The 26,740-nt window shown below is 72.4% G+C and carries 28 protein-coding genes and 1 pseudogene; 11 read left to right on the top strand and 18 right to left on the bottom strand.

Going from position 1 to position 26,740, the window contains the following annotated elements:
- Window positions 1-44: 44 nt before the first annotated feature.
- Window positions 45-515: an Lrp/AsnC family transcriptional regulator gene (locus ACNYC2_RS13735; protein WP_357447876.1), complete on the top strand. Its 471-nt coding sequence runs from the start codon at window positions 45-47 to the stop codon at window positions 513-515.
- Between the two features lie 53 nt (window positions 516-568).
- On the opposite strand, the gene ACNYC2_RS13730 is transcribed toward ACNYC2_RS13735, so the two are convergent.
- From ACNYC2_RS13730 to ACNYC2_RS13720, 3 genes are all read right to left on the bottom strand, one after another.
- The gene (locus tag ACNYC2_RS13730) at window positions 569-1,636 is read right to left on the bottom strand and encodes a serine protein kinase RIO (RefSeq protein WP_419707554.1); all 1,068 of its coding nucleotides are present in this window, start codon (window positions 1,634-1,636) and stop codon (window positions 569-571) included.
- Window positions 1,637-1,893: 257 nt separating this feature from the next.
- Window positions 1,894-4,149 carry a serine/threonine protein kinase gene (locus ACNYC2_RS13725; RefSeq protein ID WP_419707553.1) on the bottom strand — a complete coding sequence of 752 codons (2,256 nt, stop codon included), beginning with the start codon at window positions 4,147-4,149 and terminating at the stop codon, window positions 1,894-1,896.
- Window positions 4,150-4,250: 101 nt separating this feature from the next.
- Window positions 4,251-5,501: a hypothetical protein gene (locus tag ACNYC2_RS13720; protein WP_419707552.1), complete on the bottom strand. Its 1,251-nt coding sequence runs from the start codon at window positions 5,499-5,501 to the stop codon at window positions 4,251-4,253.
- 198 nt (window positions 5,502-5,699) lie between these two features.
- On the opposite strand from ACNYC2_RS13720, the gene ACNYC2_RS13715 reads away from it, so the two are divergent.
- On the top strand, window positions 5,700-7,529 hold the full coding sequence (locus ACNYC2_RS13715; protein ID WP_419707551.1) for an ATPase: 1,830 nt from the start codon (window positions 5,700-5,702) through the stop codon (window positions 7,527-7,529).
- A 103-nt stretch (window positions 7,530-7,632) separates the two neighbouring features.
- Here the strand turns inward: ACNYC2_RS13715 and ACNYC2_RS13710 are convergent, their stop codons facing one another.
- Both ACNYC2_RS13710 and ACNYC2_RS13705 read right to left on the bottom strand, forming a co-directional pair.
- Window positions 7,633-8,451: a metal-dependent hydrolase gene (locus ACNYC2_RS13710; protein ID WP_419707832.1), complete on the bottom strand. Its 819-nt coding sequence runs from the start codon at window positions 8,449-8,451 to the stop codon at window positions 7,633-7,635.
- 169 nt (window positions 8,452-8,620) lie between these two features.
- Window positions 8,621-9,106: an N-acetyltransferase family protein gene (locus ACNYC2_RS13705; protein ID WP_419707550.1), complete on the bottom strand. Its 486-nt coding sequence runs from the start codon at window positions 9,104-9,106 to the stop codon at window positions 8,621-8,623.
- Between the two features lie 160 nt (window positions 9,107-9,266).
- On the opposite strand from ACNYC2_RS13705, the gene ACNYC2_RS13700 reads away from it, so the two are divergent.
- Entirely contained in the window at window positions 9,267-10,328 is a 1,062-nt protein-coding gene (locus tag ACNYC2_RS13700) for an LLM class flavin-dependent oxidoreductase (protein WP_419707549.1), read from the top strand.
- Between the two features lie 79 nt (window positions 10,329-10,407).
- On the opposite strand, the gene ACNYC2_RS13695 is transcribed toward ACNYC2_RS13700, so the two are convergent.
- Both ACNYC2_RS13695 and ACNYC2_RS13690 read right to left on the bottom strand, forming a co-directional pair.
- Entirely contained in the window at window positions 10,408-10,878 is a 471-nt protein-coding gene (locus tag ACNYC2_RS13695; protein ID WP_357506283.1) for an HNH endonuclease, read from the bottom strand.
- A gap of 579 nt (window positions 10,879-11,457) precedes the next feature.
- The gene (locus ACNYC2_RS13690; RefSeq protein WP_357506281.1) at window positions 11,458-12,735 is read right to left on the bottom strand and encodes an arginine deiminase; all 1,278 of its coding nucleotides are present in this window, start codon (window positions 12,733-12,735) and stop codon (window positions 11,458-11,460) included.
- 181 nt (window positions 12,736-12,916) lie between these two features.
- Between ACNYC2_RS13690 and ACNYC2_RS13685 the strand changes: the two genes are divergently transcribed.
- Entirely contained in the window at window positions 12,917-13,066 is a 150-nt protein-coding gene (locus ACNYC2_RS13685) for a hypothetical protein (RefSeq protein WP_419707548.1), read from the top strand.
- Between the two features lie 46 nt (window positions 13,067-13,112).
- On the opposite strand, the gene ACNYC2_RS13680 is transcribed toward ACNYC2_RS13685, so the two are convergent.
- The 4 genes and pseudogenes from ACNYC2_RS13680 to ACNYC2_RS13665 form a co-directional block, all read right to left on the bottom strand.
- Window positions 13,113-13,814: a DUF1684 domain-containing protein gene (locus ACNYC2_RS13680; protein WP_419707547.1), complete on the bottom strand. Its 702-nt coding sequence runs from the start codon at window positions 13,812-13,814 to the stop codon at window positions 13,113-13,115.
- 42 nt (window positions 13,815-13,856) lie between these two features.
- Entirely contained in the window at window positions 13,857-14,399 is a 543-nt protein-coding gene (locus ACNYC2_RS13675) for an intradiol ring-cleavage dioxygenase (protein ID WP_419707546.1), read from the bottom strand.
- A 396-nt stretch (window positions 14,400-14,795) separates the two neighbouring features.
- A complete protein-coding gene (locus ACNYC2_RS13670) occupies window positions 14,796-14,963 on the bottom strand; it encodes a nitroreductase/quinone reductase family protein (protein ID WP_419707545.1) in 168 nt (55 codons plus the stop codon).
- A gap of 103 nt (window positions 14,964-15,066) precedes the next feature.
- A pseudogene (locus tag ACNYC2_RS13665) lies at window positions 15,067-15,132 on the bottom strand (nitroreductase/quinone reductase family protein); the annotation flags it as partial.
- Window positions 15,133-15,356: 224 nt separating this feature from the next.
- Between ACNYC2_RS13665 and ACNYC2_RS13660 the strand changes: the two are divergent.
- Entirely contained in the window at window positions 15,357-15,749 is a 393-nt protein-coding gene (locus ACNYC2_RS13660; RefSeq protein WP_419707544.1) for a VOC family protein, read from the top strand.
- Between the two features lie 39 nt (window positions 15,750-15,788).
- Here ACNYC2_RS13660 and ACNYC2_RS13655 read toward each other — a convergent pair whose 3' ends face one another.
- Window positions 15,789-16,718: a M23 family metallopeptidase gene (locus ACNYC2_RS13655; RefSeq protein ID WP_419707543.1), complete on the bottom strand. Its 930-nt coding sequence runs from the start codon at window positions 16,716-16,718 to the stop codon at window positions 15,789-15,791.
- Between the two features lie 149 nt (window positions 16,719-16,867).
- The gene (locus ACNYC2_RS13650; protein WP_419707542.1) at window positions 16,868-17,206 is read right to left on the bottom strand and encodes a PEP-utilizing enzyme; all 339 of its coding nucleotides are present in this window, start codon (window positions 17,204-17,206) and stop codon (window positions 16,868-16,870) included.
- A 66-nt stretch (window positions 17,207-17,272) separates the two neighbouring features.
- Between ACNYC2_RS13650 and ACNYC2_RS13645 the strand changes: the two genes are divergently transcribed.
- A complete protein-coding gene (locus tag ACNYC2_RS13645) occupies window positions 17,273-17,920 on the top strand; it encodes a transcriptional regulator (protein WP_419707541.1) in 648 nt (215 codons plus the stop codon).
- A 45-nt stretch (window positions 17,921-17,965) separates the two neighbouring features.
- Window positions 17,966-18,559, top strand: a complete 594-nt coding sequence (locus ACNYC2_RS13640; RefSeq protein WP_419707540.1) for a histidine phosphatase family protein — start codon at window positions 17,966-17,968, stop codon at window positions 18,557-18,559.
- Between the two features lie 13 nt (window positions 18,560-18,572).
- Here the strand turns inward: ACNYC2_RS13640 and ACNYC2_RS13635 are convergent, their stop codons facing one another.
- Window positions 18,573-19,022, bottom strand: coding sequence for an NUDIX hydrolase (locus ACNYC2_RS13635; protein WP_419707539.1), 450 nt, complete (start codon window positions 19,020-19,022; stop codon window positions 18,573-18,575).
- A gap of 183 nt (window positions 19,023-19,205) precedes the next feature.
- Between ACNYC2_RS13635 and ACNYC2_RS13630 the strand changes: the two genes are divergently transcribed.
- From ACNYC2_RS13630 to ACNYC2_RS13620, 3 genes are read left to right on the top strand one after another with little or no spacing between them, the layout of a single operon-like run.
- Window positions 19,206-19,982 carry a hypothetical protein gene (locus ACNYC2_RS13630; protein ID WP_419707538.1) on the top strand — a complete coding sequence of 259 codons (777 nt, stop codon included), beginning with the start codon at window positions 19,206-19,208 and terminating at the stop codon, window positions 19,980-19,982.
- Between the two features lie 54 nt (window positions 19,983-20,036).
- On the top strand, window positions 20,037-21,221 hold the full coding sequence (locus ACNYC2_RS13625; RefSeq protein ID WP_419707537.1) for a sensor histidine kinase: 1,185 nt from the start codon (window positions 20,037-20,039) through the stop codon (window positions 21,219-21,221).
- On the top strand, window positions 21,218-21,895 hold the full coding sequence (locus ACNYC2_RS13620; protein WP_419707536.1) for a response regulator: 678 nt from the start codon (window positions 21,218-21,220) through the stop codon (window positions 21,893-21,895). The genes ACNYC2_RS13625 and ACNYC2_RS13620 overlap by 4 nt, the downstream gene beginning before the upstream one ends.
- A 26-nt stretch (window positions 21,896-21,921) precedes the next feature.
- Here the strand turns inward: ACNYC2_RS13620 and ACNYC2_RS13615 are convergent, their stop codons facing one another.
- Window positions 21,922-22,623 carry a TetR/AcrR family transcriptional regulator gene (locus tag ACNYC2_RS13615; protein WP_419707535.1) on the bottom strand — a complete coding sequence of 234 codons (702 nt, stop codon included), beginning with the start codon at window positions 22,621-22,623 and terminating at the stop codon, window positions 21,922-21,924.
- Window positions 22,624-22,748: 125 nt separating this feature from the next.
- Here ACNYC2_RS13615 and ACNYC2_RS13610 point away from each other — a divergent pair, with 125 nt between their 5' ends.
- Complete coding sequence (locus tag ACNYC2_RS13610; protein ID WP_419707534.1) at window positions 22,749-23,993, top strand: FAD-dependent monooxygenase; 1,245 nt, start codon at window positions 22,749-22,751, stop codon at window positions 23,991-23,993.
- Between the two features lie 89 nt (window positions 23,994-24,082).
- Here ACNYC2_RS13610 and ACNYC2_RS13605 read toward each other — a convergent pair whose 3' ends face one another.
- The 3 genes from ACNYC2_RS13605 to ACNYC2_RS13595 all read right to left on the bottom strand — a co-directional run bounded on the left by ACNYC2_RS13605 (window position 24,083) and on the right by ACNYC2_RS13595 (window position 26,703).
- Complete coding sequence (locus tag ACNYC2_RS13605) at window positions 24,083-24,724, bottom strand: cation transporter (RefSeq protein WP_419707533.1); 642 nt, start codon at window positions 24,722-24,724, stop codon at window positions 24,083-24,085.
- Between the two features lie 102 nt (window positions 24,725-24,826).
- Complete coding sequence (locus ACNYC2_RS13600) at window positions 24,827-25,648, bottom strand: ABC transporter permease (protein ID WP_419707532.1); 822 nt, start codon at window positions 25,646-25,648, stop codon at window positions 24,827-24,829.
- Window positions 25,645-26,703, bottom strand: a complete 1,059-nt coding sequence (locus ACNYC2_RS13595; protein ID WP_419707531.1) for an ATP-binding cassette domain-containing protein — start codon at window positions 26,701-26,703, stop codon at window positions 25,645-25,647. Before ACNYC2_RS13595 ends, ACNYC2_RS13600 begins: the two co-directional genes overlap by 4 nt.
- Window positions 26,704-26,740 lie beyond the last annotated feature (37 nt).

Below are 26,740 nucleotides of genomic sequence, written 5' to 3'. Positions count from 1 at the left end.
CCCTGGACCTCGCATACCGGTCAGGCATGCTAGAAATTCGGCCTATGGGCCAGAACGTGATCCTGGATTCGGTAGATCGTGCGCTGCTGGACGAGCTGCAGAAGGACGGTCGACTCTCGAACAAGACGCTCGCGCAGCGCGTGGGCGTCGCGCCCTCGACGTGCCTGGCCCGCACGCAGCGGCTGCAGAACGCCGGGGTGATCCGCGGCTACCGCGCCGAGATCGACCCGGCCGCCGTCGGGCGCGGGCTGCAGGCCATGCTGATGGTGCGGCTCACGACCCACTCCCGGCCGCTGCTGGGCCCGTTCGTCGAGTGGATCCGGCGGCTCCCGCAGACGCGAGCCGTGCACCACGTCTCCGGGCCCGACGACTTCCTGATCCACGTGGCCTGCGTCGACACCGACGAGCTGCAGCGCGTGGTCCTCGACCTCACGGCCCGCGGCGAGGTGGGCCGCGTCCAGACCGACCTGGTGTTCTCCTCCTGGACCTGCGGCCCGGTCACCCCAGCGAGCTGACGTGTCAGACGTACAGGTCACCGGAGTGACCTGTACGTCTGACACGTGGGGGGTCAGAGGGCCTGGCCCAGCAGGTCGGCGAACAGCGCTTCCGCGTCGACGTCCAGGCCCCTGGCCGTGAACCAGGCGCACACCGTGCGGCAGTCCCGCAGCAGCACGTCGCTCGCGAACGGGTTCGCCACCAGGTCCACGACCTGCGGGAGGTCGATGATGACCAGCCGCTCGCCGTCGGCGAGGATGTTGTACGGCGACAGGTCGCCGTGCGCGAAACCGAGCCTGGCCAGCACGGACATGCCGTGCGTCAGCTGCTCCCAGTAGGACTCGAGCAGGTCGTCCGACGGACGTTCCCGGGTCAGCCGAGGCGCGGCGACCGCCTGGACGCCGCCGGCGTCGTCGACCACCTCGGTGCCCACGAACTCCATGAGCACCTCGGTGCCGTCGATCTGCACCGGGTAGGGCACCGGCGCACCCGCCGACCAGAGGCTGCGCAGGGCGACGAACTCGGCGTCGGCCCACTGCGTGGCCGAGACCGCGCGGCCCCACGCGGACTTCCGGTCCTCCATGGCGCGCTGGTCGCGGGTCCGGCGCGTCCGGCGCCCCTCGGTGTACTCGGTACCGCGGTGGAACTGCCCGTGCTCCAGGCTGCGGTACCGCTTGGCCACCAGGAGGCAGCGTTCGGCGCCCCCGGACGATCCGCCGTCGGACGATCCGTCGTCGGACGGCGTGATCGCCCCCGGCGGCACGGCGCGCTCGATCAGGAAGGCGTCCGCCTCCTTGCCGGTCTTGAGGATGCCGAGCTCGGTGTCGAACGCGGCGTCCCGGGTGACCAGCCAGTCGGGCAGAGGCTCGGGTCCGCGCTGTCCCTTGGCGACGGATCGCCAGGTGGACCAGCGCTGTCCGGGTCCGGGTTGGCTGAGGTCCGGGGTGGGATCGGCGGGACCGGCTTCGGACAGGCCTGCCCCGAGCGTGCTCGGGTGCGGGCCCTCCAGCTCCTCGCGACCGACCTGAGCGCGCCGGGCGGCGCGCAGGTCGTCAGCGGTCGGGCGGGTGCCGGGCTGGTTGGTGCTCCTGTTCGCGGCGTGGACCAGGAGGGACTTCGGTGCTTCGGGAAAACGGGGCAAGTGGGTGCTCCTTGATGCTGGAGCACTACCGGATCAGTCCCGGGTGCTCCTGGTGACAGTGGCGTCTGCTGCCGCGAAGGCAGCCGCGCGAACGACGTCGTCCATGACTGCCTCCTTTACTGTCCGCACTCCCCGAGTGCCTGTGTTGGCCGGTCAACAAGCCGCCTCGAAGTGCAGGCTCGGTGACCGTGCGCCGAGCATGTCACTACCCGGCGGCGGGCCGCACCTTATTTATGCCGCAGCTTCCCGGGAGCCGCTCAGCTCCAGGGCAGGGCGTCCTCTATCGACTGCCACACCGAGTCGCGCACGTCCTCGGTGGTGTCCTGGACCCCCTGCTCGAGGTCGTCCTGGATCTGCTCCCGCTGCTGCTCGAACGAGTCGCGCGCGTCCTGCGTGACCTGCTGCGCGTAGCCGACGACGCCCTGCACGGCGATCACGATCACCCACACCACGACGACGAGCCAGAACGGCCACGTACGACCACCGCGGCGCGTCCGGACCGCCCGGAAGAGGTTCACGACGGCCGAGGTGACGATGCCGAGCAGCGGGATCGACAGCTCCGCCATGCGCGGCAGCCACACCGGGTCGAGGTTCAGCGCGGAGACCGTGATGCCGCCGAGCGCGGTGAACAGCGGCAGCCCGGCCGCACTCGGCATCGCGTCGAAGCCGGGGACGAGCCGCACCAGCTGGTAGAGCGCGAGGGCGAGCAGGATGCGCGGGATCCAGCCGAGCAGGGCGGCCAGCACGCCCAGACCACCGTCGGAGTCGCGCTTCGCATCGCGGTCCCGGGCATCCTGAGCGCCCCGGTCGTCGCGTCGCGGCATGGGCGCTGCCGGCTGGACCGGAGGCTGGGCGGGCGACTGCGGCGGCAGGTTCGGCTGCGTGCGGGCCGGGGCGGCGGGCCGCTGGGCGGGCGCGGGCGCCAGGCGTGTGTCGGACGCCGGAACCGGGCGGAACGCGGGCGCCACCTGCGTGGCCTGCTGGTTCGACACAGGTACGGGTACCGGCGCCGTCCGCTCTGTCCGCTGGGGCGGCCGGCCGGACTGCCGCCGGAGCGGGGGAGCCGCCGTCGGGCTGCCGGGGAGCGGCAGGCCGTGGCGCTGCCGGTAGGCGATCCAGCCGTCGAACGTGTCCGGGTATCCCTCGGGAGTGAAGGCCGGGGCCCAGCGCATGGCGGCCCACAGGTAGTCCTTGATCTCGGCGGGCGCGCGCCCGCCGGCCCGCTGCGGCCCGACGGCGGACAGGTAGGTCGAGATGACCTCCTCCGCCGCGCCGTCGAACCCGTCACCGTGCACCTGGTGCAGGCGGCCCATGAGCTGCTGGTCGTAGACCAGGTTGGTGACGGGCTCGCCGTGCTGCACCGGGTTGTTCGCGAGCACGCTGGTCGGCGGGACGGCGGCCGAGGGGGCCCCGCTCCCCGTGAGCACCTCGGTGACAAGGCCGCGCTCGATGGTGGTCGCGCCCGCCGCGGCGAGCAGCGCGGGGTCGAGCGCCGCGCTGTCGTTGGCGAGCTGGGCCACGGTGCCGATGAGGTTGTGCAGCGGCGGGCGGTCCTCGGGCTGGTGCCGGGTCATGGCCAGGACGAGCGGCAGCAGGCGCCGGTCGACCGGTCCGACGTCGGCCGCCGTCAGGTCGCGGCCCACGAAGTTGAGGTCGTTGGGCAGCTGGCCCGTGGCGAGGAAGATCAGCAGCAGGCCCAGGCTGTACACGTCGGAGCGAGCGTGCGGCTTGCGGACGAACAGCTCGGGCGCCATGTACGAGATGGTGCCGGCGGCGTGCGTCGACGTGCTGGTGCCGTGGCCCTTGGCGATGCCGAGGTCGATGAGCACGTACCGGTCGGGCGCGGCGATGATGTTGGCCGGCTTCACGTCCCGGTGCAGGAAGTGCTCCTCCTGGAGCACCGCGAGCGCGTCGAGGACGTCGTCGGCCACGCGCAGCACGTCCCGCGTCGGCATCGGCCCCTCGGCGGACACCCGCTGGGACAGGGTCGGGCCCGGGACGAGCTCCATGGCGAACCACGGCGTGGGCGACTGCAGGTCGGCGGTGACGAGCCGCGGGAACCCGCGCCCGGCCAGCCGTTCCAGCAGCGCGGCCTCGCCGACGAACCGGTCCAGCGCGCCGAACTCGGAGTTGGTGAGCACCTTGAGGGCTACCTCGCCGCCCTGCCCGACGGCGCGGTAGACGTGCGCGAACCCGCCGTGGCCGAGCGAGCCGACCAGCTGGAACGGGCCGAGGACCTCACCGGTGGCCGGGATCCGCTGACCCGTGGCGGGTGCGGCACCCGCGTATCCCGCAGACCCGTACGCCGGGGCGGCGCCGGAGGGCTGCACGACGCGCGTCGCGGCGGTCGGCGGTGGCGTCGTCAGCGGTGGTGCGGCCAGGGGTGGTGCGGCGGGCGACGTCAGTACCCGTGTCGGTGCCGGAGGCGGCGGGACGGCAGCGGTCTGGTCGCCACCTCGAGCCGGCTGACCGGCGGGGCGTGCGGCCGTCGTGCGGGTGGTCTCGTCGGACAAGCAAGGACTCCTCAGCAGCGCACCGGCACAACCGGCTGGACCAGAGAAAATCTATCAGCGTCCCGCCACACCGCTCAGTAAAGAGGCTGACCCGTGACCTGTCAGCCGTTCCCGCCGGGCAGGGCGTCCTCGAGCTGGCCGGTCGCGTTCTGCTTGGCGTCGTCCACGCCCTGCTGGATCTGCTCCTCGACGGAGTCCTGGGCGTCCTTCTTGGCGTCCTCGACCGTCTCGTCGACAGAGTTCTGGACGTCCTGCTTGATGTTCTCGGTGGCCTCCTGCGCGTAGCCGACGATGCCGCCGACGGCGAAGACCACTATCCAGGCGACGACCGCGAGCCCGTAGGGCCAGATCGCGATCGACGTACCCAGCGAACGGATCGTGTTGAGCAGGCCGGCGAGCGCGATGCCGAGCGCCGGGATCGTCATGTTGGCGGCCTGGTCGGACCACTCCGGGTTGAGGTTGAGCAGGCCGAGCACACCGTCGCCGATACCGCGGAACAGCGGGAACTGCGAGACGTCGGGCATGACGTCGAACCCGGGGATCAGCCGGACGAGCTGGTAGACGCTCAGCGCGAGCAGGATCCGCGGGATCCAGGCCAGGGCGGCGCCCGCCGCGGAGCCGCCGGGGGAGTCGTCGTCCCGGTCCCGCTCGCGGCGCGGGATCGGCGGTGTCGGGGGCGTCTGCTGCGGTGCCTGCGGGCTGAAGGCCTGGTCGAAGGACTGCGGCTGGCCGTAGCCCGGCTGCTGGCCGGCCTGGCCGTAGCCCGGCTGCTGGCCCGCCTGGCCGTACGCCTGCGTCGGCTGGACCGGCGGCTGACCGTAGGCCTGCGTCGGCTGTCCGTAGCCTGCCTGGCCCTGTCCGTAGCCCGGCTCGCCCGGGAAGGTGGCTGCCTGCGGCTGCGTGGGCTGCACGGTCTCGTACGGGCGGTACGGCCGCGCGGGCGGCGGGGTGGCGGCCCGGTAGTCCCGGCCCTGGTCGGCACCCTGCTGCGGCATGCCCGACGGCGGTATCACCTGGGTCCGGTCGCCGTACTGGTCGCCGTACTGGTTGCCGTAACCGGAACCGGCCTGCGGAGCGCCCGACGGCGGAATGACCTGGGTCCGGTCGTCGTACCCCGCGTTGCCCTGCGGCGCTCCGGCCGGGGGCATCATCTGGGTCCGGTCGCCGTAGCCCGCCCCACCCTGGCCCGGCCGGGCCGCCTGCCCCGGCTGCCCGTCCTGGACCGCGTCCATCCACTGCGTGGCGGCATACGATGACGGGGCGCCCGGCTGCGTGACCGGGCGAGCGGGTGGCCGCTGGATCTGCGTGGGGTCGTCCGCCGGAGGAATACGGCGGGTGGGCTCGTCGGACACGCGAAGGCTCCTCGGTTGTGGTCCCGGCTTCGACACCTGCACTACGGCGCCCGATCGCACTGTGGCACCTGATTGCGCGAGAACTTACCAGGTGGCGTGATTGCCCCGTTGGGGTGGCCAGGCGGACAAACATGTCCGACCCTTGCTTCGGGGGCGATCCACGCAATGCCGCCTGCCCAGGAACTTCGGAGGAAACGTATGAGCTCTGACACCGTGCCCCGCTGGCCCCGGATCGACGCGATAGTCCGGGAAGACGGTTCCGGTGAGGTGACGATCGACGGGACCTTCCACCCCATCACCGCGGGCAGTCTGGAAGAGGCGCGCGTGGAGGTGCTCCGCAAGGTGACGGAGAACGCCGCGAGGGTCGGTCGTCCCGTGCGGGCGTCCGCGACAGGGCCCGAGGGGCTGTGGAACCTGATCGTGCACCCGGACGGGACGGTGGTGCCGGAGGAGGACGAACCCACGCCGTCGGCTCCGACGCCGCAGGCGCCGCCGGCCACCGCGCCGGCGGGCGAGGCACCCGGCGGGACGCCGGTGACGGCGCCCGGGGCGATGCCCGGCCCGACGGCGGAGCACGAGCCGGCGTTCGAGGACGCACAGCCAGTGGATCTGCCGCCGCGCGGCGGCGAGCCAGCTGACGTGACCGGCGGCGTGGAGCAGGACTTGTACGGCACGGCGGTCGAGGCCGACCCGGAGGACACGGTGCGCCGCCTCCCGCGGACCCCCGAGGCCACTGACGCCGGAGGGCTCGGTGCTGCGGAACCTGAGCCAGCGGCGCCCGGCTCCACGTCGGCCTACGCGCCGAGCGGGGCGAACCCTGAGGCGGGCAGCGAGCTTCCGGTCGCGGACCAGGTGGGTGAGCACGCGACGGACCACACGAGGAGCGGCACGGTCTCCGGCCCGCCGAGCACCATCCAGGGCGGCATGCCCAACACCATGCCGGGCAGCATGCCGAGCGCGATGCCGGGCAGCACGCCGGCCCTGCCGGCGAGCCCTCCGTCCGGCCCGATCCACGCGGTGCCGGGCGCGAGGAGCACCGGCGGTGGGCTGTCCGCACCGCCGTCGGACCCGATGCCGGTGACCGACGGGGAGACCCCGCGCTCGCGGCGCGAGGCGCGCGAGTCGTTCCTCACGCACCAGCAGGACGAGGAGCCCGCGACGCGCGGGTTCCGCGGGATGCTGACGCGGATCGGCATCCGGGTCGGGCCGAGCGAGGCCGAGCGGGCGGAGCGCGCCGACGAGCGCGCCGTCAGCCAGCACTGGCCGGGGCCGCGCACGATCTCGATGGTGAACGGCAAGGGCGGCGCGGGCAAGACGCCGTCGACGGTGCTGCTCGCGGCGGTCTTCGCGCAGTTCGGCGGCGCGGGCGTCGTCACATGGGACAACAACCAGACCCGCGGCACGCTGGGCTGGCGCACCGAGCAGGGTCCGCACGAGTCCACGCTGCTCGACCTGCTGCCGCAGACGGACCGCCTGCTCGGTCCGTCGGCGCAAGCCGCGGACCTCGCGCGGTACGTGCACCACCAGACGCGCGACCGGTTCGACGTGCTGCGGTCCAAGCCGATCGCCATGGCCAACGAGCAGCGCATCGAGCCGCAGGACGTGGACGCCATCCACTCCGTGCTCTCCAAGTACTACCGGATGATCCTCATCGACTCCGGCAACGACGAGTCCGACCCCATGTGGCAGCGGATGATCGACCTGACCGACCAGCTGGTCGTCGCCACGACCACGCGGGACGACCACGCGGAGGCCGGGGCGCTGCTGCTGGAGGCGCTGTCGACCCGTGACGGCCGGTCGGCGTACCTGGCGCAGCAGGCGGTCGTCGTCGTGAGCCAGGCCGACCAGAAGGAGCCCGCGAGCGAGCTGGAGAAGGTCGCGGACGGGTACCGGTCGCTGGCCCGCGCGGTGGTCACCATCCCGTTCGACCCGGCGATGGTCGACGGCCACCTCCGCTACGGCCCCCTCCGTCCGGAGACGCGCCGGGCCTGGCTGGCCGCGGCCGCGGCAGTAGCGGGCGGCCTCTGACCCACCCGAACCAGGACCGCGAGGTAGAGCGCCTGTCCGAGTCTCCCGTGGTGTCATCAGGGAGACTCGGACAGGCGCTCTACTTCGCGGTCCCTGGTTCCGGTCAGGCGGGGAAGAGGGCCACCAGGTCGTACCAGACCGACATGGTGTCGAAGCCCATCTGGTCCAGCATGGCCCAGACGATGCCGACGATCGCGTACAGCGACATCGGGATGAGCAGGATCCACTCGCGCACCGACCCGGCGTCGCCGAGGATCGGGATCGACAGGTTGCCGCCGGTCCGCCACATCCAGTCGAGCTCGATGCCGCGCTTGTTGCGCATCCAGTACGGGGACCGGAACTTCAGCGGCCACAGCAGCGGCACACCGGCGGTCGTGATGAGGTCGCCGAGGATGTGCACGACGCAGCCGAGCGCAACGCTGAACGGCATCCAGTACCACTCCTCGGGCGCGAAGATCGCGATGAGGACCGCCAGCGTCACCGACATCGTCCACGGGAAGATCTTCGTGTCGCGCGTGATCTTCAGCGCCTTCAGGGCGAACGCGACGAGCAGCACGCACATGATGCCCGGGCCGATCAGGATCGCCCCGAACTCCTCGGTGCCCGTGTCGATGCTCAGGAAGCTCAGCGCCCAGGCGATCGCCGTGAACACGGCGACGCCCAGGATCGAGTGCGTGCCCTTGCGGTGCCCGCCCGACACCGCCTCGATGCCCTTGACCACCACGTTGGACACGGGCTTCAGCGAGTTCGCGATCGTGCCGGAGTGATGGTCGGCGTCGGGCAGCAGCGCCGCACCCGCGCAGACGAGGGCTCCGGTGAACACGCTCGCGTCCGACACGGGGTACCAGCCGAAGGCGATCGGCGTCGAGGCGGTCACAGCTATCCAGGCCGCGGCTCCTGACGCGGCGTGGTGGCCTCCCATCATGGTGGTGTGCGCTCCAGTTCCCGGGTCTCCCCGGATAGACAGATGTTGTGGCAGATGGCCCGCCGGCCTCCGGCCGGGCAGGCCGAAGTCCCTGGTGGCAGGGCCGAGCCAGGGCATTGAAGCAGGTGAGAGCGGTGGAGCGGGGGAGGGCGCGCCGATCCGGCGGTCAGGCGCCCGTCACGTACGCGTAGTGGTGGAAGTGCTGGTCGCGGACGAAGCCCTCGGACTCGTACAGCCCCTGCGCCGCGACGTTGTCCCACGCGGTGGCCAGGGAGACCCGGATGGCGCCGGCTTCCTTGGCCCGGCGGCACGTCTCCCGCACGAGAGCACGCGCCGCGCCCGTCCCGCGGGCCTCCGGAGCGACGAACAGGTCGTTGAGGACCCAGGAACGGCTCAGGCTCACGGACGACCAGGTGGGGTAGCTCTGGGTGAAGCCGACCACCTCCTCGGCGGCCGAGGCGTCGGGCTCCGTGCCCTCCGGCCGCAGCACGGCGATCAGGAGCACGCAGTCGCCCGCGTCGCGGCGGGCGGTCAGATAGGCGCGCGCTTCGGCGTCGGGCACCTCCTGGTCGTAGAACCTGAGGTACTGACGGAATAGGTCGACCACGGCATCGACGTCGTCGTCGGTCGCGGGGCGCACATCAACAGACACCTCGCGATCATGTCAGGCCCAAGGGGGTGGGCGCCATGACCTTCGGCGATACCGCGACGATCCCAAGGGTGATAGATGCGCGCGGCGCGCGAGCCCGCATGGGCGAACACGGCGCCCCCGCTCCGGAACACGCCAGGCCCTCAGGCGGTTGACAGAGGCGATGAATACCCAGCCACGCTTGTCCGTCCTTGACCTCGTGCCCGTCCGTTCGGGCCAGACCAGCGCTCAGGCCCTGTCGGCCTCGCTCGAGCTGGTGGCGCTCGCCGACCGCCTCGGCTTCGAGCGCTACTGGTTCGCGGAGCACCACAACATGGCGGCCGTCGCGGCGTCGTCGCCCCCGGTCATGATCGCCGCCGCTGCCGCGCGGACCGCCCGGATCAGGGTCGGGTCGGGCGGCGTGATGCTGCCGAACCACGCCCCGCTCGTGGTCGCCGAGCAGTTCGCGGCGCTGGAGGCCATCGCGCCCGGGCGGATCGACCTCGGCATCGGCCGTGCCCCGGGCAGTGACCCGGTCGTCACGTCCCTGCTGCGCGCCACCGGTCCGACGGCGGACGTGGACCGGTTCCCGCAGCACGTCACCGACATCCTGAGCCTGATGGGCCCCGACGGCGCCCGCCTGCGCCTGGTCTCCGGCGACATCTACGACGTGCGGGCCACGCCCGCCGCCGGCAGCGTCCCGACCGTGTGGCTGCTCGGCTCCAGCGACTACTCCGCGCGCCTCGCCGCCGAGCTCGGCCTGCCCTACGTGTTCGCCAACCACTTCTCCGGCCATGGCATGGACCAGATCCTCGCCCTGTACCGGGACGGCTACCGGCCGTCCGAGGAGCATCCGGAGCCGCGTACGTTCATCACGTCCAACGCGGTGGTCGCGCCGACGTCCGACGAGGCGCACGACCGTGCCCTGCCGCAGCTGCGGCAGATGGCCAGGCTGCGGTCCGGCCAGAAGCTCGGCCCGCTCGAGACCGTCGAGGACGCGGTGCGTGCCACCGCCGACGAGCCCGCCGGCGGGCTGCTCGCCCAGTCCATCGAGGCGATGCGCGCCCGGTGGCTGATCGGCGACGCCGAGCACGTGGCGGCCGAGGTGCGCGGCCTGGCCGAGCGGCACGGCGTCGAGGAGGTCATGCTCGTCCCGGTCGCCGGCTCGCGGGCCGACGAGCCTTTGGACGCGACGCCCGGCCGTGCCCAGACCCTCGAGCTCCTGGCGAAGGCGCTGGCCTCCTGAGACGCGGGAAAAGGGTCAGGTGATCGGCGCTTCGCAGTTGCCGATCACCTGACCCTTTGCGTACCTCACCGTGCCCTGGCTACGCCGCTCGGGCCGCCCGGTGCCGGATCGCGCGTGCGTACTCCGCCCGCGGGACGTGTGGCGTCACGTAGAGGACCATGCCGGCCTCGGCCGGCGTGCGGTCCGCCTTGAGCGAGTTGCACTCGTAGCAGGCGGCCACCAGGTTCATCCACGTCGAGGGGCCCCCGCGCGACCGCGGCAGGATGTGGTCCACCGTCTCGGCAGGACCGCCGCAGTAGGCGCAGATACCGTCGCGCCGCTTGACGCCCAGCTTGGTGCAGGCGGGCGCCCCGTCCGACTTGTAGAGCCACCGCATCGTGACGTACCGGACCAGCCGCAGCACGCGCGGTAAGGGGAACGGCCCGAAGGAGCGGCCGTCGACCGCCTCCTCCACTACCGCGACCTCGCGCACGAGCATGTGGATGGCGTGCCGGACCGATACCCGGTGCAGCGGCTCGTAGCCGGCATTGAGGACTAGGACGTCGGCCACGGGCCTGCTCCTTCCGGTGAGCTTCTCGTTCTCGTTCTTCTCGTGATCGTCGGGTGGTGCTGTTGTCTCGCGCCGTTCTGTACGACTACTCACGGGACGATTCCCGCCCCGGGACGAAAAGAGCCGCCCGGGAAAAGGCATCCCGAGGCGGCTCACAGCGCTGGTCCGGCATAACCGGATCAGCGGCGTATGGCGCCTCGTATGGCCTCACGGCCGTCTCGCAGGTGCGTCGCAGTGGTCGGGTAGGACGAAGCGGTGGTCGCACTGACCTTGCACAGGCCCGAGGCCTGGAGCGCGATGCTGATGCGGACCATCGTGGGTTTCGTCCTTCCGTCTGGTTGTGATCTGACTGTATGAACATGGCTTGTGTTGTTACCCCGGCAGGTAGCAAAGGCACACAACCTGCCGCCACGGCGCGAGTCCGTGTGTGAAGAAAGGTACAACGAGGACTTGGTAGCGTCTATGGCTTTTCCGGAACTGCAACCCAAGGATGCATCAAGTCTCCGGCGTGGCGCTGCACGACGGCGTGTCGCGCGCCTGCTGCCGCCGGAGGGGGGGCGGCGGCAGCGGACGTGCGACCTACCAGCTGACCGGCTCGCGGATGATCGGGCACGTCATGCAGTGGCCGCCGCCGCGGCCGCGGCCCAGCTCGCCGCCCGCGATCTCGATGACCTCGACGCCCGCCTTGCGCAGCAGGTCGTTGGTGGTGGTGTTGCGGTCGTAGGTGAACACCACGCCCGGCTCGACGGCGACCGAGTTGTTGCCGCTGTCCCACTGCTGGCGCTCCGACTCGTACACGTCGCCGCCGGTCTCGATGACCCGCAGCTCGCCCAGCCCGGACGCCTGGCCCACGACGTCGAGGAACGACGACCCGCCGGCGTCCGTGACGGACACACCGAGCGGTCCGGAGTCCGGGCGCAGCACGAACGGGTGCACCCGGTCCACGATCCGCGGGTACACGGTGACGGTGTCGACGTCGACGAACGTCATGACCGTGTCCAGGTGCATCGCCGCGCGCAGCCGCGGCATGCCGGCCACCACGATCTGCTCGGCCGCGCCCTGCTCGAACAGGGACGCCGCGACCTGCGTGATCGCCTGGCGCGAGGTGCGCTCGCTCATGCCCATGAGGACCGTGCCGTTGCCGATCGGCATGATGTCGCCGCCCTCGAAGGTCGCCTCGCCGTGGCTGGTCTCCGGGTCGCCCCACCACACGCGGCTGCCGACGAAGTCGGGGTGGAACGCGTAGACCGCCTTCATGAGCAGGGTCTCGTCGCGGCGGGCCTGCCAGTACAGCGGGTTGAGCGTGAGGCCGCCGTAGATCCAGCAGGTCGTGTCGCGCGTGAAGAGGGTGTTCGGCAGCGGCGGCATGAGGTACTCGCGGGCGTCCGGGCTCATGTCCGCGAGGGCCCGGAAGCCCGGCGGCAGCTCGGGCACGTCGGCGACCGCGAGGCCGCCGATGAGGTACCGGGCCAGCTCGTGCTCGGGCAGCGACTCCAGGTACTCCCGCGTCGCGTCGACCAGGCCGTTGCCCACGATCTCCGGGACGATCTTGCGGTCCAGGAGCCAGTCGCGTGCGCCGGGTACGCGCAGCGTCTCGGCGAGGAGGGCGTGCAGCTCGACGACGTCGACGTCGCGGCTGCGGAGCTCGCTCACGAAGTCGGCGTGGTCCTGCTGGGCGCGTTCCACCCACAGGACGTCGTCGAACAGCAGGCCTGCCGAGTTGGACGGGGTGAGGCGCTGGTGCGCCAGGCCCGGCGCGCAGACCAGGACCTTGCGCAGGCGGCCGACCTCCGAGTGGACGCCGTACGCCGACGAGGGTGAGCCGGCAGGGGGCGGTGTGATGTCGATGGTGTTCATCGGGCGCTAACGGTACTCATCTGGTTGCCGTCGTGCCGAGCAGAGATCTGATCGCGGCACGGCGCCTGTTGCATATATGCACTGATCAGCCTCATCGACTGCGAAATAGCACTCCGAGTGGCAAAGTCGGACCATCGCAAGGGTCCGGGTTTCCGGTGAGTAAGGCGAGGAGGTGTGACAGATGGCCCGTTCATGGGACAAGGTCAAGGCGGACGCCGTCGCGACCGGGCTCGACGAGGGGCGCGTGGCGGAGATCATGGCCGAGATGTGCGAACAGGTGCGTGCGCACAGGCCCGCCGAGATTCGTCGGTCGCAGCACATGACCGGCTGACCTCGTCGACACCGGCTGGGCTACCCGGCGAAACCCGCTCTGACACCTACTTCGTGGTTCGCTCGCCGACCGGTACCTCGATGTCGAGCGTGTTGCCAGGCTGTGCGAGCGGGCAGGTCCACGCCGGGTCGTAGGCGCAGGACGGGTTGTAGGCGAAGTTGAGGTCGAGCACCAGGTCGCCGACGCCGTCGTCGTCCGGCCCACCGCCCGCGCCGCCGTCGGACCCGTCGGTGTGGCCGAGCCAGGCGCCCTTGATGGTGTCCAGGAGGTAGCGGCCGCCGCCGTAGGTGCCGCCGGGCGGCCCGGCGAGAGCGTCCTTGATCGGCACGAACAGGCCGCCGCCGTAGGACGCGAGCCGCCAGACGTCGAGCGAGCCCAGGCCGGGCAGCACCACCTTGCCGAGCAGCTCGAACGGTACGACGCCGTCGGTGCCGGTGGGGACGTCGAGGCGGCGCGGGGCGCCGTCGGGCCCGGGCTCGGCGGGTACCACCGGGGCGGTCAGGCGCCAGGCCGGGTCGTACGGGGTGACGGACAGGCCGGTGAAGCCGGGCTTGTCCTCGGGCAGGATGGGCGACGCCGGGTGGGTCGCGAAGAGCTCGTCCCGGGCCGCGACCCACCCTGCGTGCGCGGCCGCCGGGTTCACCACGGCGCGGGCACGGACGTCGGTGTACAGCGCGAAGACGCGCCGCCGCCAGTCCGCGGTCTGGAGGGCTGTGGTGACCTTGGACGTGGTGGCAGCGTGCGTCATGCGTCCGACACTACCCACGCCCACCGACATTCACCCGGGCGCTCACACGGGCACACGGAGCGTGGCCGTGTAGCCCTGGTCCACCGAGCCCGACGTCTTCGCCATCTGCAGCGCGTACCCGTCGGAGAACACCATGTCGGAGTCGAGGGTCACGCCCTGCAGGTTCGCGACGCTCTGCTCGTAGCCCGCCGTCGCGTACACGGCCTCGCTGACGGCCTGGGGGAGGGCGAGCTGCGAGGTGCGCATCCGGTTCGTGGCGCTGGTGGCGTCCTCCAGCGAGGGGTAGACCTCGAAGTGGACGTGCGGCCAGCGGCCCGGGTAGCAGGCGGGGAAGATCGACGTGAAGGTGACCGTGCCGTCGGCGTCGGCCTCCTGGACCCCGCGCAGGTAGTTCTGGTCCGTGATGTCGTACATCGAGTACTGGCCGTCGCGGTCGCAGTGCCACGCGTAGACGGCGGCGCCCGCGACGGGGCTCCCGGCGTCGCCCTCGCCGGAGACGTCCACGACGGTCAGCGAGAAGGTGAGCGGGATGCCTTCCGCGGTGCCGGACGAGTCGCCGAAGCTGGTGGTGATGTCGCTGCGCACGACGCCCGTCGTCGTCAGGATGTTGGGGCCGTTCGTGCCGTCGGCGGGGTAGGGGCCGTTCGTCTCCTCGGGGATCTCGCCCGCGCCGGCCTCCGCGGTGTCGTCCGGTGCGCCGCCGCCGGTACCCCCCGGTCGGCGCCCCGGTGGGCGAGCCGTCGCTCGCGCCGGTGGTCGGGGAACAGGCGGCCAGCGCCGCCACCAGGCTGCCGGCGGTCAGCAGGCCGATGGCGTGCCGCCGGTTGAGGAGGGTGGGGAGGTCGTGGGAGAGCCCGAGGTCGTGCGGTTCGGGCTCCTCGTGCTCCCCGGGGCGGCCGGGCGCGGTGCTGTGGGTGCTCATGGGCCGAACGTAGGCCCGGCCGCTGGGGTGCGCCCGTGGGAATCCTGGGAGGGCGCTGGTCAGCGCGGCGCGAGCCGGATGACGGGGAGCAAGCGGTCGGTGGTCTCCTCGTACTTGCGGAAGTTGTCCGCCGCGGCCTTGATCTGCTGCCAGGCCTGCTCGCGCTCGGCCCCGTGCAGCTCCTCGGCGGTCACGGCGACCTTGCGGCCGGCCTGCTCGACGGTCACCTGGTCGGGGTGGGCGGCGAGGTTGAGGTACCAGGCGGGGGTTGGCCGGTGCGCCGTTGGCCGACGCGACGACGAGCCAGCTGCCGTCGGGTCCCGGGAACCATGCGAGCGGCGTCTGGCGCTCCTGCCCGCTCTTGCGGCCGACGGTGGTCAGGACCAGGAGGTTCATCCCCATGGTCTTCCCCTCGGTGCGCCGGGCGCGCCCCATGATCAGGCGGTTCATCCAGCGGAAGGAGCGGCCGGGCTGCTTGGCGCCGCGGGTGCCGGTGGGGTGGGTGAAGCTCATGGTGGGTGCCTTCCCGGCAGACGACTGTCGTGGCCACAGATGGTTCGCACCACCGACTATAGGGGCGTGGACCGGGCACGGCGTGCGGCGGCGCTTAGGATCTTCGGGTGCTGCGACTCTCCGATGTCACCTATCTCGTCCTCGACCACGACGAGGCGATCACCTTCTTCGTCGACGCCCTCGGGTTCGTCGTCCGGGAGGACGAGACGAACGAGTCCGGCCGGCGCCGGGTCGTCGTCGGCCCCGCGGACGGGGGGACCGGGTTCGTGCTGGCCGTGACCGCCGACGCGGGCGCTGCGGGCGCGGTCGGGCGGCAGGCCGGCGGGAAGGTCGCGTTCTTCCTGGAGACCGACGACTTCGCCGCGCAGCACGCGCGGATGACGGCGGCCGGCGTGCGGTTCCGCGAGGAGCCCCGCCACGAGGTCTACGGGACGGTTGCGGTGTTCGAGGACCTGTACGGGATGCCGTGGGACCTGATCCAGCCGCCTGCGCAGGGCTGACGCGCGCCCTGCGCAGGCGAGGAGGCGCAGGCGGAAGGGTCAGTCGCAGTGCTCGAACGGGCTGGTGTAGCTGGTGCCGCCCACCGAGCCGCCCCACTTGACGCAGGTGCCGGGCGCGGACCGCTTGACCGGGCCCGCGTAGTACGAGTAGCTGCCGGAGTCGGTGGTGCGCGACGAGCCCTCGGGCTCCAGGAAGGCCGAGACCGCGCTCGGCGTGCCGAGGTTCGTCGACTTCAGGGTGACCACGCAGTTGGCGCCGGTGCCGGAGTTGTACAGCAGGTAGGTGCGGCCGACGGTGCCGAGCGCCGCCTGGTCGATCACCGAGAAGCCGCTGCCGCAGACCTCGGTGGGGGTGTACGGGTTGGAACCGCCGCCGCACGCGTTGGTGCTCGTGACGGCCTTCTTCTGGCCGACCGACACGGTCACGCCCTCCACGGTCGGGCTGGTGTCGACGACGCCGGTCGAGCCGCGCTGCTCGTAGTGCAGGTGCGGCGCCTCCGAGCCGCCGGTGGACCCGACCGTCCCGATGGCCGTGCCCTGGCTGACCGACATGGTCTGTCCCGGGGCCCGCACCATGGTGGCCAGGTGCGCGTAGCGGGTGCGGGTGCCGTCGCTGTGCACGATCTGCACCCACTTGCCGTAGCTGGTGCTGCCCTCGTCGTCGAAGGTGGCGGTGCCCGCGGCCGTGGCCCGGACGGTCTCGCCGTTGATGGCGTCGCCGTCGTAGCTCTGCCAGTCGATGGAGCCGTTGGGGTTGTGGCCGCCGCTCCAGTTGTTGGCGTAGAAGGTCTTGCCGCAGCTGAACGGTGACTTGTGCGAGGTCGCCAGCACGCCGGCGTCGGACGTTGCCGGTGCAGCAGCCGCTGCCGCGGGTGCGGCGACGAGCGTGAACGCGGCCAGGGCGGCGAGCGCCCAGCGCCTGGTCCGGCTGGGGGTCGTGGTTCTGCGGAACGGGGAGGTGACTGACATGGTGCTCTCCATCCAGGTGGTCCGACTCTTGGTCTGACGCTGGAAGGCTGGCACGTCCCGTATGCGCTGCCCATGGGTAGGGCTCCCCTGGACGGCGCCGGTCCCGGTCTGCTTTGCCGGGCGGCCGGTCTGCTGTGCCGGGCGGTGGGTCAGGCGGTGGTGACCCGCCCGGCCCCGCCGTCGACGGTGACGGTGTCGCCGTCGCGCAGGGTGGTCATGGCGGCGGGGACCGCGAGCACCGCGGGGATGCCGTACTCGCGGGCCACGATCGCGGCGTGCGAGAGCACGCCCCCGGTCTCGGTGACGACGGCGGCGACGACGCCGAACAGGGCGGTCCAGGCCGGTTCGGTGAACCGGCACACGAGGACGTCGCCGGGCAGCACCCGCCCGAAGTCGTCGGGGCTGTGCACGACGCGCGCCGGGCCGGACGCACGCCCCGGACTACCCGGTGTCCCCGTGATGCTCGTGGCGGCGGAACTGTCCGACATGTCTTCCTCCCTGGGCGTACCTGCCTGCGTTGACATCAGCCACCGGGAGGATGCACGGTGAAAAATATGACGCACAACCCGGTGCTCGGCCGATCCTCTCAGCCCGAGCTGCTCGTCCTCCACTCGGTCCGGATCCAGGGCATGGCCGACGACGACGCCGTCGCCGTGCGGTTCGGCCTCGACGAGGCGGACACCCGCGAGACCTTGCTCGACGACGAGGCCTACGGCTGGATCAGGAAGGCCGCGTTCGGCGCCACCGCGGGCTGGTCGATGACGGACCGTGGCCGGGCCGAGGACGACCGGCGGCTGGCCGAGGAGCTGTCCGAGACGGCCGGGCGGCCCGTCGTCGAGCAGGTGCACGAGGCGTTCCGGCCGCTGAACGCGCGCCTGCTGCAGGCGTGCACCGACTGGCAGCTGCGCCCGGAGGACGGCGACCGGCTCAGCGTCAACACCCATACCGACCCGGAGTGGGACGCGGCAGTCCTCGCGGAGCTCGAGGTGCTGGACGACGAGCTGGCCCCGCTGGTGGCAGAGCTGAGCTCGCGTCTCGCGCGGTTCGAGGGGTACGACGAGCGCTTCTCGACGGCGCTCGCGCACGTCCGGTCCGGGCGTGGCGAGTGGGTGGCGGGGACCGGCGTCGAGTCGTGCCACGTCGTGTGGATGGAGCTGCACGAGGACCTGATCTCGACCCTCGGGATCCAGCGCGGCGCGTGACGGCGCTGCGCGTGATCGCGTCGTGCGGGCAGTAGGTTCGTGCGCATGGCGACCAGACATCTCTACCTGGCCAGGCACGGCGCGGCGGACGCGTTCGGCGAGCTCACCGAGATCGGGCACCGGCAGGCCGGCCTCCTGGGCGAGCGGCTCGCCGAGCTGCCGGTCGACGCCGTCTGGCACTCGCCGTTACCGCGTGCGGCGGCGACCGCACGGGTGATCGGCGAGCACCTGCCGGGCGTCCCCGTCGCGGTGGCCGCGGAGCTCGTCGACCACGTGCCGTACATCCCCGCCGCCACCGACCTGCCGCCCGCCTGGACCGGGTTCTTCGACGGGTTCGACGACGCCGAGCGCGCCCCGGGGGAGCGGCTCGCCGCGGCGCTCGTCGACCGGTTCGCCAAGCCCGCCGAGTCCGAGACGCACGAGGTGCTGGTGACCCACGCGTTCCAGGTGGCCTGGCTGCTGCGGCACGCGCTGGACGCGCCGCCCGCCCGGTGGCTGGGGCTGAACAGCGGCAACACGGCGCTGACGGTCATCGAGTACCGGGACGGCCTGCCGCCGACGGTGGTGCTGTTCAACGACATGGGGCACCTGCCGCAGGACCTGCGCTGGACGGGCTTCCCGCCGTCGGACCTGCCCTGAAGGGCGGCCCCGCTCAGCTGATCAGGCCCGCCCAGCGGCGGGACAGGTCCACCAGCGGCACGCGGTCCAGCGCGTCGATCTCCTCGGGCGTGTGCCAGGCGACGTCGTCCGTGGTGCCATCCTCCTCGACACGCAGCTCGCCGCCGACGATGTGGGCGCGATACACGATCCGGAGCGCCTGCACGGGGCGTTCCGACGGGCGCACGCGCTCCGCGGCGGGGATCACGAAGCTGTCGACGCCGAGCAGGCCGTCCAGCTCGACGTGGTAGCCGGTCTCCTCGAGGACCTCCCGGACGGCCGCGTCGGCGGGGTCCTCACCCGGGTCGAGCCCGCCGCCGGGCATGGTCCAGCCGCTGTGCGCGTACTCGCTCCAGTGCGGCAGGAGCATGCGCCCCTGGTTGTCGGTGATGACGGCATAGGCGGCGACCCGCAGGTCGATAGCGGCCTCGATACTGGTGAACATAGTCCCCATCCTCCCGCCCACCGCCCGTTGGGTGCTGGGTATTTGTCCTTCGAAACCGATTCCGCACGACAAAAACCCAGCACTCAACGGAGGGGAGGGTGGGCGGGTCATACCCAGGTATGACGGCGAGGTTCGGAGGGTGGGGTGACTACTTCTCTTGGCCGGCGCGGGAGGGTCAGGGGTATGAGAATCTCCCCAGAAATCGGCACAGTGGTCAGCACAGGTACCGACAGCGCGACGGCGCGGGCGGGCGAGGCTCCCGACCTCCTTCCCGGGCGGTGGGTCGGTGGTGTGGCCATGGTGGCCGGACCGCTGCTCCTGCTCGCCGGAGCCCTGCTGCGGCTGCCGTTCGACTTCTTCTTCCCGGCACAGCTCGCGGCCTTCGAACGGCACCCGGGCCTCGTGGCCACCTCGTACGCACTGTTCGCGGCGGGAAACCTGGTGCTCCTGCCCGCCGTGCTGCTCCTGGCCGGACGGGTAGCTGCCCGCAGCCCTGGCTGGGGCCTGTGGGGCGGGCTGCTCGTCCTCTCCGGGACGGTCGCCCGGGTGTTCCACTCCGGGATGGACCACATGGCCTTCCGGTTCGCCGACACCCTGGGCGCGCGGGTCACCGAGGAGGCGGTCGCGTCGACGTACGGCTCGTTCCAGATCTTCTCGGTGCTGAACGTCGCGATCCTGGTGGGATGGATCGTGCTCGCGATCGGTGCCCGGCGCACCCGGGTGCTGAGCCTCGCGGCGGCCGTCGCCCTGGCCCTGACCAGCGCGCTGCCGCTCGGCCTGCTGAAGGGGACGACGGTGCTGTCCCTCGTCGCGCTCGGCGGCCTGGCCTTCGCGCTCGTGCCCATGGGCGTGCGCGAGCTGCTGCGGCGCCCGCGCCCGCGTCCGGCCGTCGTGCTGCGCTGGACGGCCCTGGCAGTGCTCGTGCTCGCGGCGATGTTCGCGCTCGGCCAGGCCGGCTGAGGACTCCGTGAGTATCCCGTGGGCGTCGATGCCGGCAGCGGATACGGTCACGCCATGAACGACGCGACGGGCAGAGGGCTCCGGGCCGCCGACCTCCTGGCAGCCCTCGCTCTGACCGCCGCCTACATCACCACGGCCGGGCTGCCCGGCGCCGAGGGCCAGCCCACCTACGACGGTCCCGCGTGGCTCGCCTGGCTCGTCGCGGTCGGCGTCGGGATGCCCGTCGCGCTGCGCCGGCGACTGCCGGTCGCGGTCCTCGGCACCGTCGTCGTCGCCCTCACCGCCGCCACGCTCCTCGACATCACGCGCGAGCCCTATGTCGCCGCCGGGCTGGCCGCCTACCTGGTGGGGCTGGCCACGCCGACCCGCCGCTCGGTCGTGGCGCTCGCGGTCACCCTGCCCGTCGCGGTCGGCGGGGTGTACGTGGGCGAGGCGGTGCACACGCCGTCAGGGCCGCCGGAGGACGCCGTCGGCGTGGCCACCCTGGTGCTGCTGGTCGTCAGCGGCTCGTGGGTGGCGGGCCGGATCGTCCGCGGCAGGCGTGCGGCGGCGGAGCGGGAGGTGCGCCGCCAGGCGGAGCGGGCGCTGGACGAGCAGCGCCTGCAGATCGCGCGCGACCTGCACGACATCGTGTCGCACAACCTCAGCCTGATCGCGGTCCGTGCGGGCGTCGCCGCCCACGTCGCCGACGCCGATCCGCAGGAGGCGCGCGCCGCGCTGCACGCCATCGAGGAGACCAGCCGGGCCGCACTGACGGAGATGCGCCGCACGCTCGGCGTCCTGCGCACGGGTGACGCGCCGCTCGGCCCGGCGCCGGGCATCAGCGACCTCGGCCGGCTGGCAGACGACGCGCGGCAGGCCGGGGTCGACGTCGACCTGGAGGTGCACGGAGCGGGTGCGCTCACCGAGGGGGACCAGCTCACCGTCTACCGGGTGGTGCAGGAGGGCCTGACCAACGCCGTCCGCCACGCGGGTCCCACGGCCTGCCGGGTCTCGGTGGTCGTGGACGGCGGGGAGCTCCGGGTCGAGGTGGTCGACGACGGGCCGGCGTCCGGCGCCCCTGGGCCGGAGCCGACGCGGACGCCGACGCGGGCGCCGTCGTCGTCGGGCGGGCACGGCCTGAACGGGATCCGGGAGCGAGCGCGCCTGTACGGGGGCACCGTCGAGGCGGGGCCGCGGCCCGACGGCGGGTTCGCGGTCCGTGCGCGGCTCCCGCTCGGACGGGAGGGACGCGCATGACGCCGGACCCGGTCCGCGTCCTCGTGGCCGACGACCAGGCGATGCTCCGCGGGAGCTTCCGCCTGCTGATCGAGCACACCCCCGGGATGACGACGGTCGGTGAGGCCTCGGACGGCGCCGAGGCGGTCGCGCTCGCCCGGCGCGAGCTGCCCGACGTCGTGCTCATGGACATCCGCATGCCCGGCGTCGACGGGATCGAGGCCACGCGCGAGATCTGCTCCAGCGCGGAGCTGGCCGACGTCCGCGTGCTGATCCTGACGACCTTCGACCTCGACGAGTACGTCTACGCGGCGCTGCGCGCGGGAGCCGCGGGATTCCTGCTCAAGGACACGCCGCCGGCGGACGTGCTGCACGCGATCCGGGTGGTCGCGGCGGGGGAGGCGCTCCTGGCGCCGTCGGTCACGCGCCGGCTGATCGCCGAGTTCACGAGCCGCCCCGAGCCGGGCAGGCCGCCCGCGCGGACGCTCGACGGCGTCACCGACCGCGAGCTCGAGGTGCTGCGCCTGATCGCCCAGGGGCTGTCCAACGACGAGCTGGCGGACCATCTCCGGCTCAGTCCCGCCACCGTCAAGACGCATATCGGCCGGCTGCTGGCCAAGCTGCACGCGCGGGACCGCGCGCAGCTGGTGATCGTCGCCTACAACACCGGGCTGGTCGGCCGGCGGGAGGGCTGACGGCGGAGGGGCGCGCCCCGGGGCGGTCAGGCGTCCGCGGCGACCGGGCGTTCCCGGGGCCGGAGCACCGCCGTGGTGGGCCGGTCCGGTGCCGCGGCCTCGACGAGCTGGTCGATCGTGTCCTCCAGGGCGTCGAGCACCTCGGGGAGGGCCGCGGCGACGTCGGCCGGGGCCACATCGGGGCGGGTGTAGGTCGAGTCGAGCAGGCGTTCGGCGGCGTCCAGGATTGTCTCCAACCGCTCCGGGCTGCCGTGCCCGAACGCGACGGACCCCTTCATCACCACCTCGAAGCCCACCGCTATCTCGTGGGTGGGAGCATCCCGGACCAGACCGTGCGCCTGCATGATGGTGATGATCCTGTGCAGCGCTCGCCCGGGGAAGTCGCCCGGGTCGGTCGACGGGTCCGGCCCACCCAGCGTGTGCGGGGTGAGGTCGGGGTTGGACAGGACCGCCGAGATCTCTCGCCGGACGACGCGTCCCACGCTCAGGCGGGTCGCACCGCTGCGCAGGTCGTCCGCGAGCGCGGCGAGCTGTCCGGCCATCTCCAGCCGCAGGACGGCGTCCCGGAGCCGGGCCTTGGTCGGCCAGTACAGGAAGACGGTGCCCTTGCCGACGCCGGCGCGCGCGGCGACGGCGTCCACCGTGGTGTGCTCCGCGCCGTCCAGCCGGAACTGGGTCCGGGCCGCGGCGAGGATCGCCTGCGCGCGGTCCTGCACCGGACGTGCCATCGTCACCCTCCGCTCGCCCACCCCTCGGCCGGGGCTCGGTCCGGATCATCGTAGTCCCGCGTTCTTGACTGGCGCTTCCCGGTGAGTCAATAATCGGGGCACGACATCCGAGAAGAGGGATTCACATGAGCAAGCCGCGCGCACTGGTCGTCGGGACGGGTATCGGGGGACTGGCCACAGCCCTGCGACTGCATGACGTCGGCTGGGAGACCGTCCTCGTCGAGCGGGCAGCCGAACGTCGGGGAGCCGGATACTTCGTCGGGATGTTCGGCACCGGGCAGGCCGCGGCCGCGCGGCTCGGGGTCCTGGACGCGATCGGGAACCGCACCGATCCGGCGTCGATCACCTACGACGTCGAACGGGACGGCCGCCGCCGTCCGGGCATGGGCTACGGCGACCTGCCGGGCAACCCGCAGCTCATCCTGCGCGGCGACGTCGAGGCTGCCCTGTACGACCGGGTGGTGCCGCTCGCGGAGATGCGGTTCGGCACGACGCCGGTGGCCGTGGACGAGAGCGCCGACGGCGTCGACGTCACGCTGCGCAGCGCCACTGGTGGGCAGGCCGGGGAGCGGGCGGGCGAGCATGTCGGCGAGCGCAGCACCGAGACGACCGAGCGGTTCGACCTCGTCGTCGGCGCGGACGGCCTGCGGTCGACGGTGCGCCGTCTGGTGTTCGGCCCCGACAGCGACTACCTCAACCCGTTCGACCACATCATCGGCGCGACGACCCTCAAGGAGCCCGCCCCCGGCTTCACGGCGATGGACGGCCTGGTCCTCGCGGAGCCGGGCCGGTCGGCGTGGGTCTTCCCGTTCGCCGACCACCAGCCCGGGATCCTGTTCAACTACCGCACGGACGACGAGGACGCGCAGTTCCGGCGTCCGCCCATCGAGTCGCTGCGCCTGGCCTTCGGGCCCGAGCCCACCGGGCCGGTGCTCGGCAACCTCCTGGACCAGTTCGAGGCGGCCGACGACTTCCTCTTCGACTCCGTGCACCAGGTGGTGATGCCGAGCTGGCACACCGACCGTGTGGTGCTGCTCGGCGACTCGGCCTGGTGCGTCACGCTCTACTCGGGCATGGGCGCGTCCAGCGCGCTGGCCGGAGCCGACCTGCTCGGCACGGTGCTGCAGCGCAACCCTGGCAACCCGGCTCGGGCGCTGCGCGAGTGGGAGATGCGGCTGCGCCCGTTCATCGCGGACCACCAGAAGAACGGGCGCAGGGACCTCGTGATGTTCGTCCCGCAGTCCCGCCGCGACAAGGCGAGGCGGACGATGACCCAGACGCTCCTGGGCAACGGCACCACCAAGCGGCTGATGCAGCGGGCCCTGGCGGGCCAGTTCAAGGAGAAGTCGACAGACGTCGCGGCCGCCTGACCCCCTCCGCTGAGTGCTGGGTATTTGTCCCTCGAAACCGTTTCACCAAGACGAATGCCCAGCACTCAACGGTCCGAGAGGGGGCGGGGTCAGTCGATTTTTTCGTTGTTGAGGGCCTTTGTGGCCAGGCGTTCTTCTTCGCTGACCTCCCATACCTCGTGGGCCGCGTGCAGGGCCAGCAGGATGATCGCGCAGCCGAGGACCAGGTCGGGCCACCCGGAGCCGGTCCAGGCGGTGACCAGGCCCATCGCGATCACCGCGACGTTGACCAGCACGTCGTTGCGGGCGGACAGGAACGCGGCACGGCCGAGCGCGCCGCCGCCGTGGTGGACCCGGGCCAGCAGCCAGGCGCTGGTCCCGTTGACGGCTATCGCCCCGAGGGAGGCCAGCACCAGCGGGACGACGTCGGGCGCCGTCGGGCCCCCGAACCGCTGCGCCGCCTCCCAGGCCGCCACCGCGGCCGGGACCAGGATGATCAGCGCCATGGCCTTGCCCATCGCCGCCCGTCGCGCCAGCGGCCAGCTGAGCGCGACGAGGATGAGCACGTTGATCGCCGTGTCCTCGAGGAAGTCGACGCTGTCGGCCAGCAGCGCGACCGATCCGGCGGCGAGCGCCACGGAGAGCTCGACGAAGAAGTAGGCGAGGTTGAGGGCCGCGACGACGGCCACGGTCCGGCGCAGCCGGGCGGCGTGCGGATCGTCGGCGGGGCGGGGGTCCTGGCTCGGGTTCACGGTCACCCATTGTCCGGCCCGAGACGGGGAGCGCCCTACCCAGGGATCTGGCCCGTAACTCACGTGAGTTCCGGGCCAGATCCCTGGGTAGGGCGCAGTGGCTCAGTCCGCCGAGCGGATCATCGCGCGGACGCCCACAGCGAGGCCCAGCGCGGCCGTGGCGAGCGCCGCCACCCAGCCCCAGGCGACCGTCGAGGACAGGAGGTCGCCGGCGAAGGCGGCCCGGCCGGAGTCGACGACGTAGCGCAGCGGGTTCAGGGCAGACGCCGCCCGCATCCACGCCGGGCCGTTCTCCAGGGGCAGCAGCATCCCCGACAGCATCATCACCGGGAACAGGAACGTCTGCTGCACCACCCAGAACATCCACTCCTGCTTGCGCACCGCGAGCGCCAGCGCGTACGACAGCGAGCCGACGCCGATGCCGAGCACCGCGAGCTGCAGCAGCGTGAGAACGGTCCCGATCGGGTCCGGCCGCAGGCCGAACGGCAGCATGACCAGGACGACGATCGCCGACTGGACGATGATCGGCACCATCTCCTTCAGGGCCCGCCCCACGAGCTGCGCCGGGCGGGACAGCGGGGTCACGAGCATGCGCTCGTGGACCCCCGACGAGAGATCGAGCTGCAGGTTCGATCCCGTCACCGACGTGCCGAACAGCGTCGTCATCGCGAGCACGGCGGGCACGAACCACAGCCAGACGTCGCCGCCGAGCGCCTCGCCGGCCGAGCCGGCCAGGAGCGGGCCGAACAGCCCGAGGAAGACCAGCGGCTGCACGAGCCCGAAGACGAGGGAGAACGGGTCGCGCACCACCGGCTGGAGCTCGCGGACCAGGACGATCCGGGTGTCGCGCAGGAAGCTGCGGCGGGGGAGCGGCCGGGCGGTGCCGGATGTGGTAGGGCCGGGGGTCAGGGTCGCGGCGCTCATGCCATGACCTCCTTCTTGTCGGTGCTGGTGGTGTTGGTTTCGACAGGCTCGACCCGCGGGGATTCGGCGGACCCGCCCGTCGAGCTCTCCCGCAGGCTGCGTCCGGTGAGGTTCAGGAAGACGTCGTCGAGCGTGGGCCGCGTGACGTCGACCCGGCTCACGGAGACGCCCGCGGCGTCCGCCGCGCGGAGCAGCCCCGGGGTGGCACCGGGTCCGTCGGCGGTGCGGATCTCGACCGTCCTCGCCCTGCCCGACGCGCCGGCCTCGACCCGTACGGAGCGCGTTCCGGGCGCCCGCTCCGCGATGGCGGCCAGCGCCGCCGCGTGCTCGGCGGCCACGCCGAGGGTGACGAGGTCGCCCGCGAGCTCGGCCTTGAGCGCGTCCGCGGTGGCGTCCGCGATGACCTGCCCGTGGTCCACCACGATCACCCGCTCGGCGAACGTGTCCGCCTCGTCGAGGTAGTGCGTGGTGAGCACGATGGTCATGGGCTCGGCCGCCGCGGTGCGCATGCGGAGGATGTGCTCCCACAGGTTCGCGCGGTTGTGCGGGTCCAGGCCCGTCGACGGCTCGTCGAGGAACAGCAGCGACGGCTGGTGGACCAGGCCGACGGCCACGTCGAGGCGGCGCTTCTGCCCGCCCGACAGGCTCTCGATCTTGCGGTCCGCCTGCTCGGTCAGGTCCAGGGCCTCGACCAGCTCCGCGGCCCGGCTCCGTGCCGTGCGCCGGTCCAGGCCGTAGATCTCGCCCTGGGTGACCAGCTCGTCGCGGACGAGCTGGGACGCCCCGCCGGCGCCGCCCTGGCCGACGTAGCCGATGGCGGCACGGACGCGGTCGGGCCGGGTGGCGACGTCGTACCCGGCGACCTGCGCGGTGCCCGACGTCGGCGGGATGAGCGTCGTCAGCATGCGCAGCGTGGTGGTCTTGCCCGCGCCGTTGGGGCCGAGCACGGCCACCAGCTCGCCGGGCTCGACGTCGAGCGAGATGCCGCGCACGGCGTGCACTGTGCGGGTACGGCTCACCACGAAGTCCTTGGTGAGCGCTTGGGTGCGGATCACGATGTCTCCTCTTTGCGATCTGGCGTGCGGTCTGGTT

The sequence above is a fragment of the Promicromonospora sp. NFX87 genome (assembly GCF_048564965.1).
Lineage (GTDB): Bacteria > Actinomycetota > Actinomycetes > Actinomycetales > Cellulomonadaceae > Promicromonospora.
This window is presented reverse-complemented; position numbering and strand designations above follow the sequence as displayed.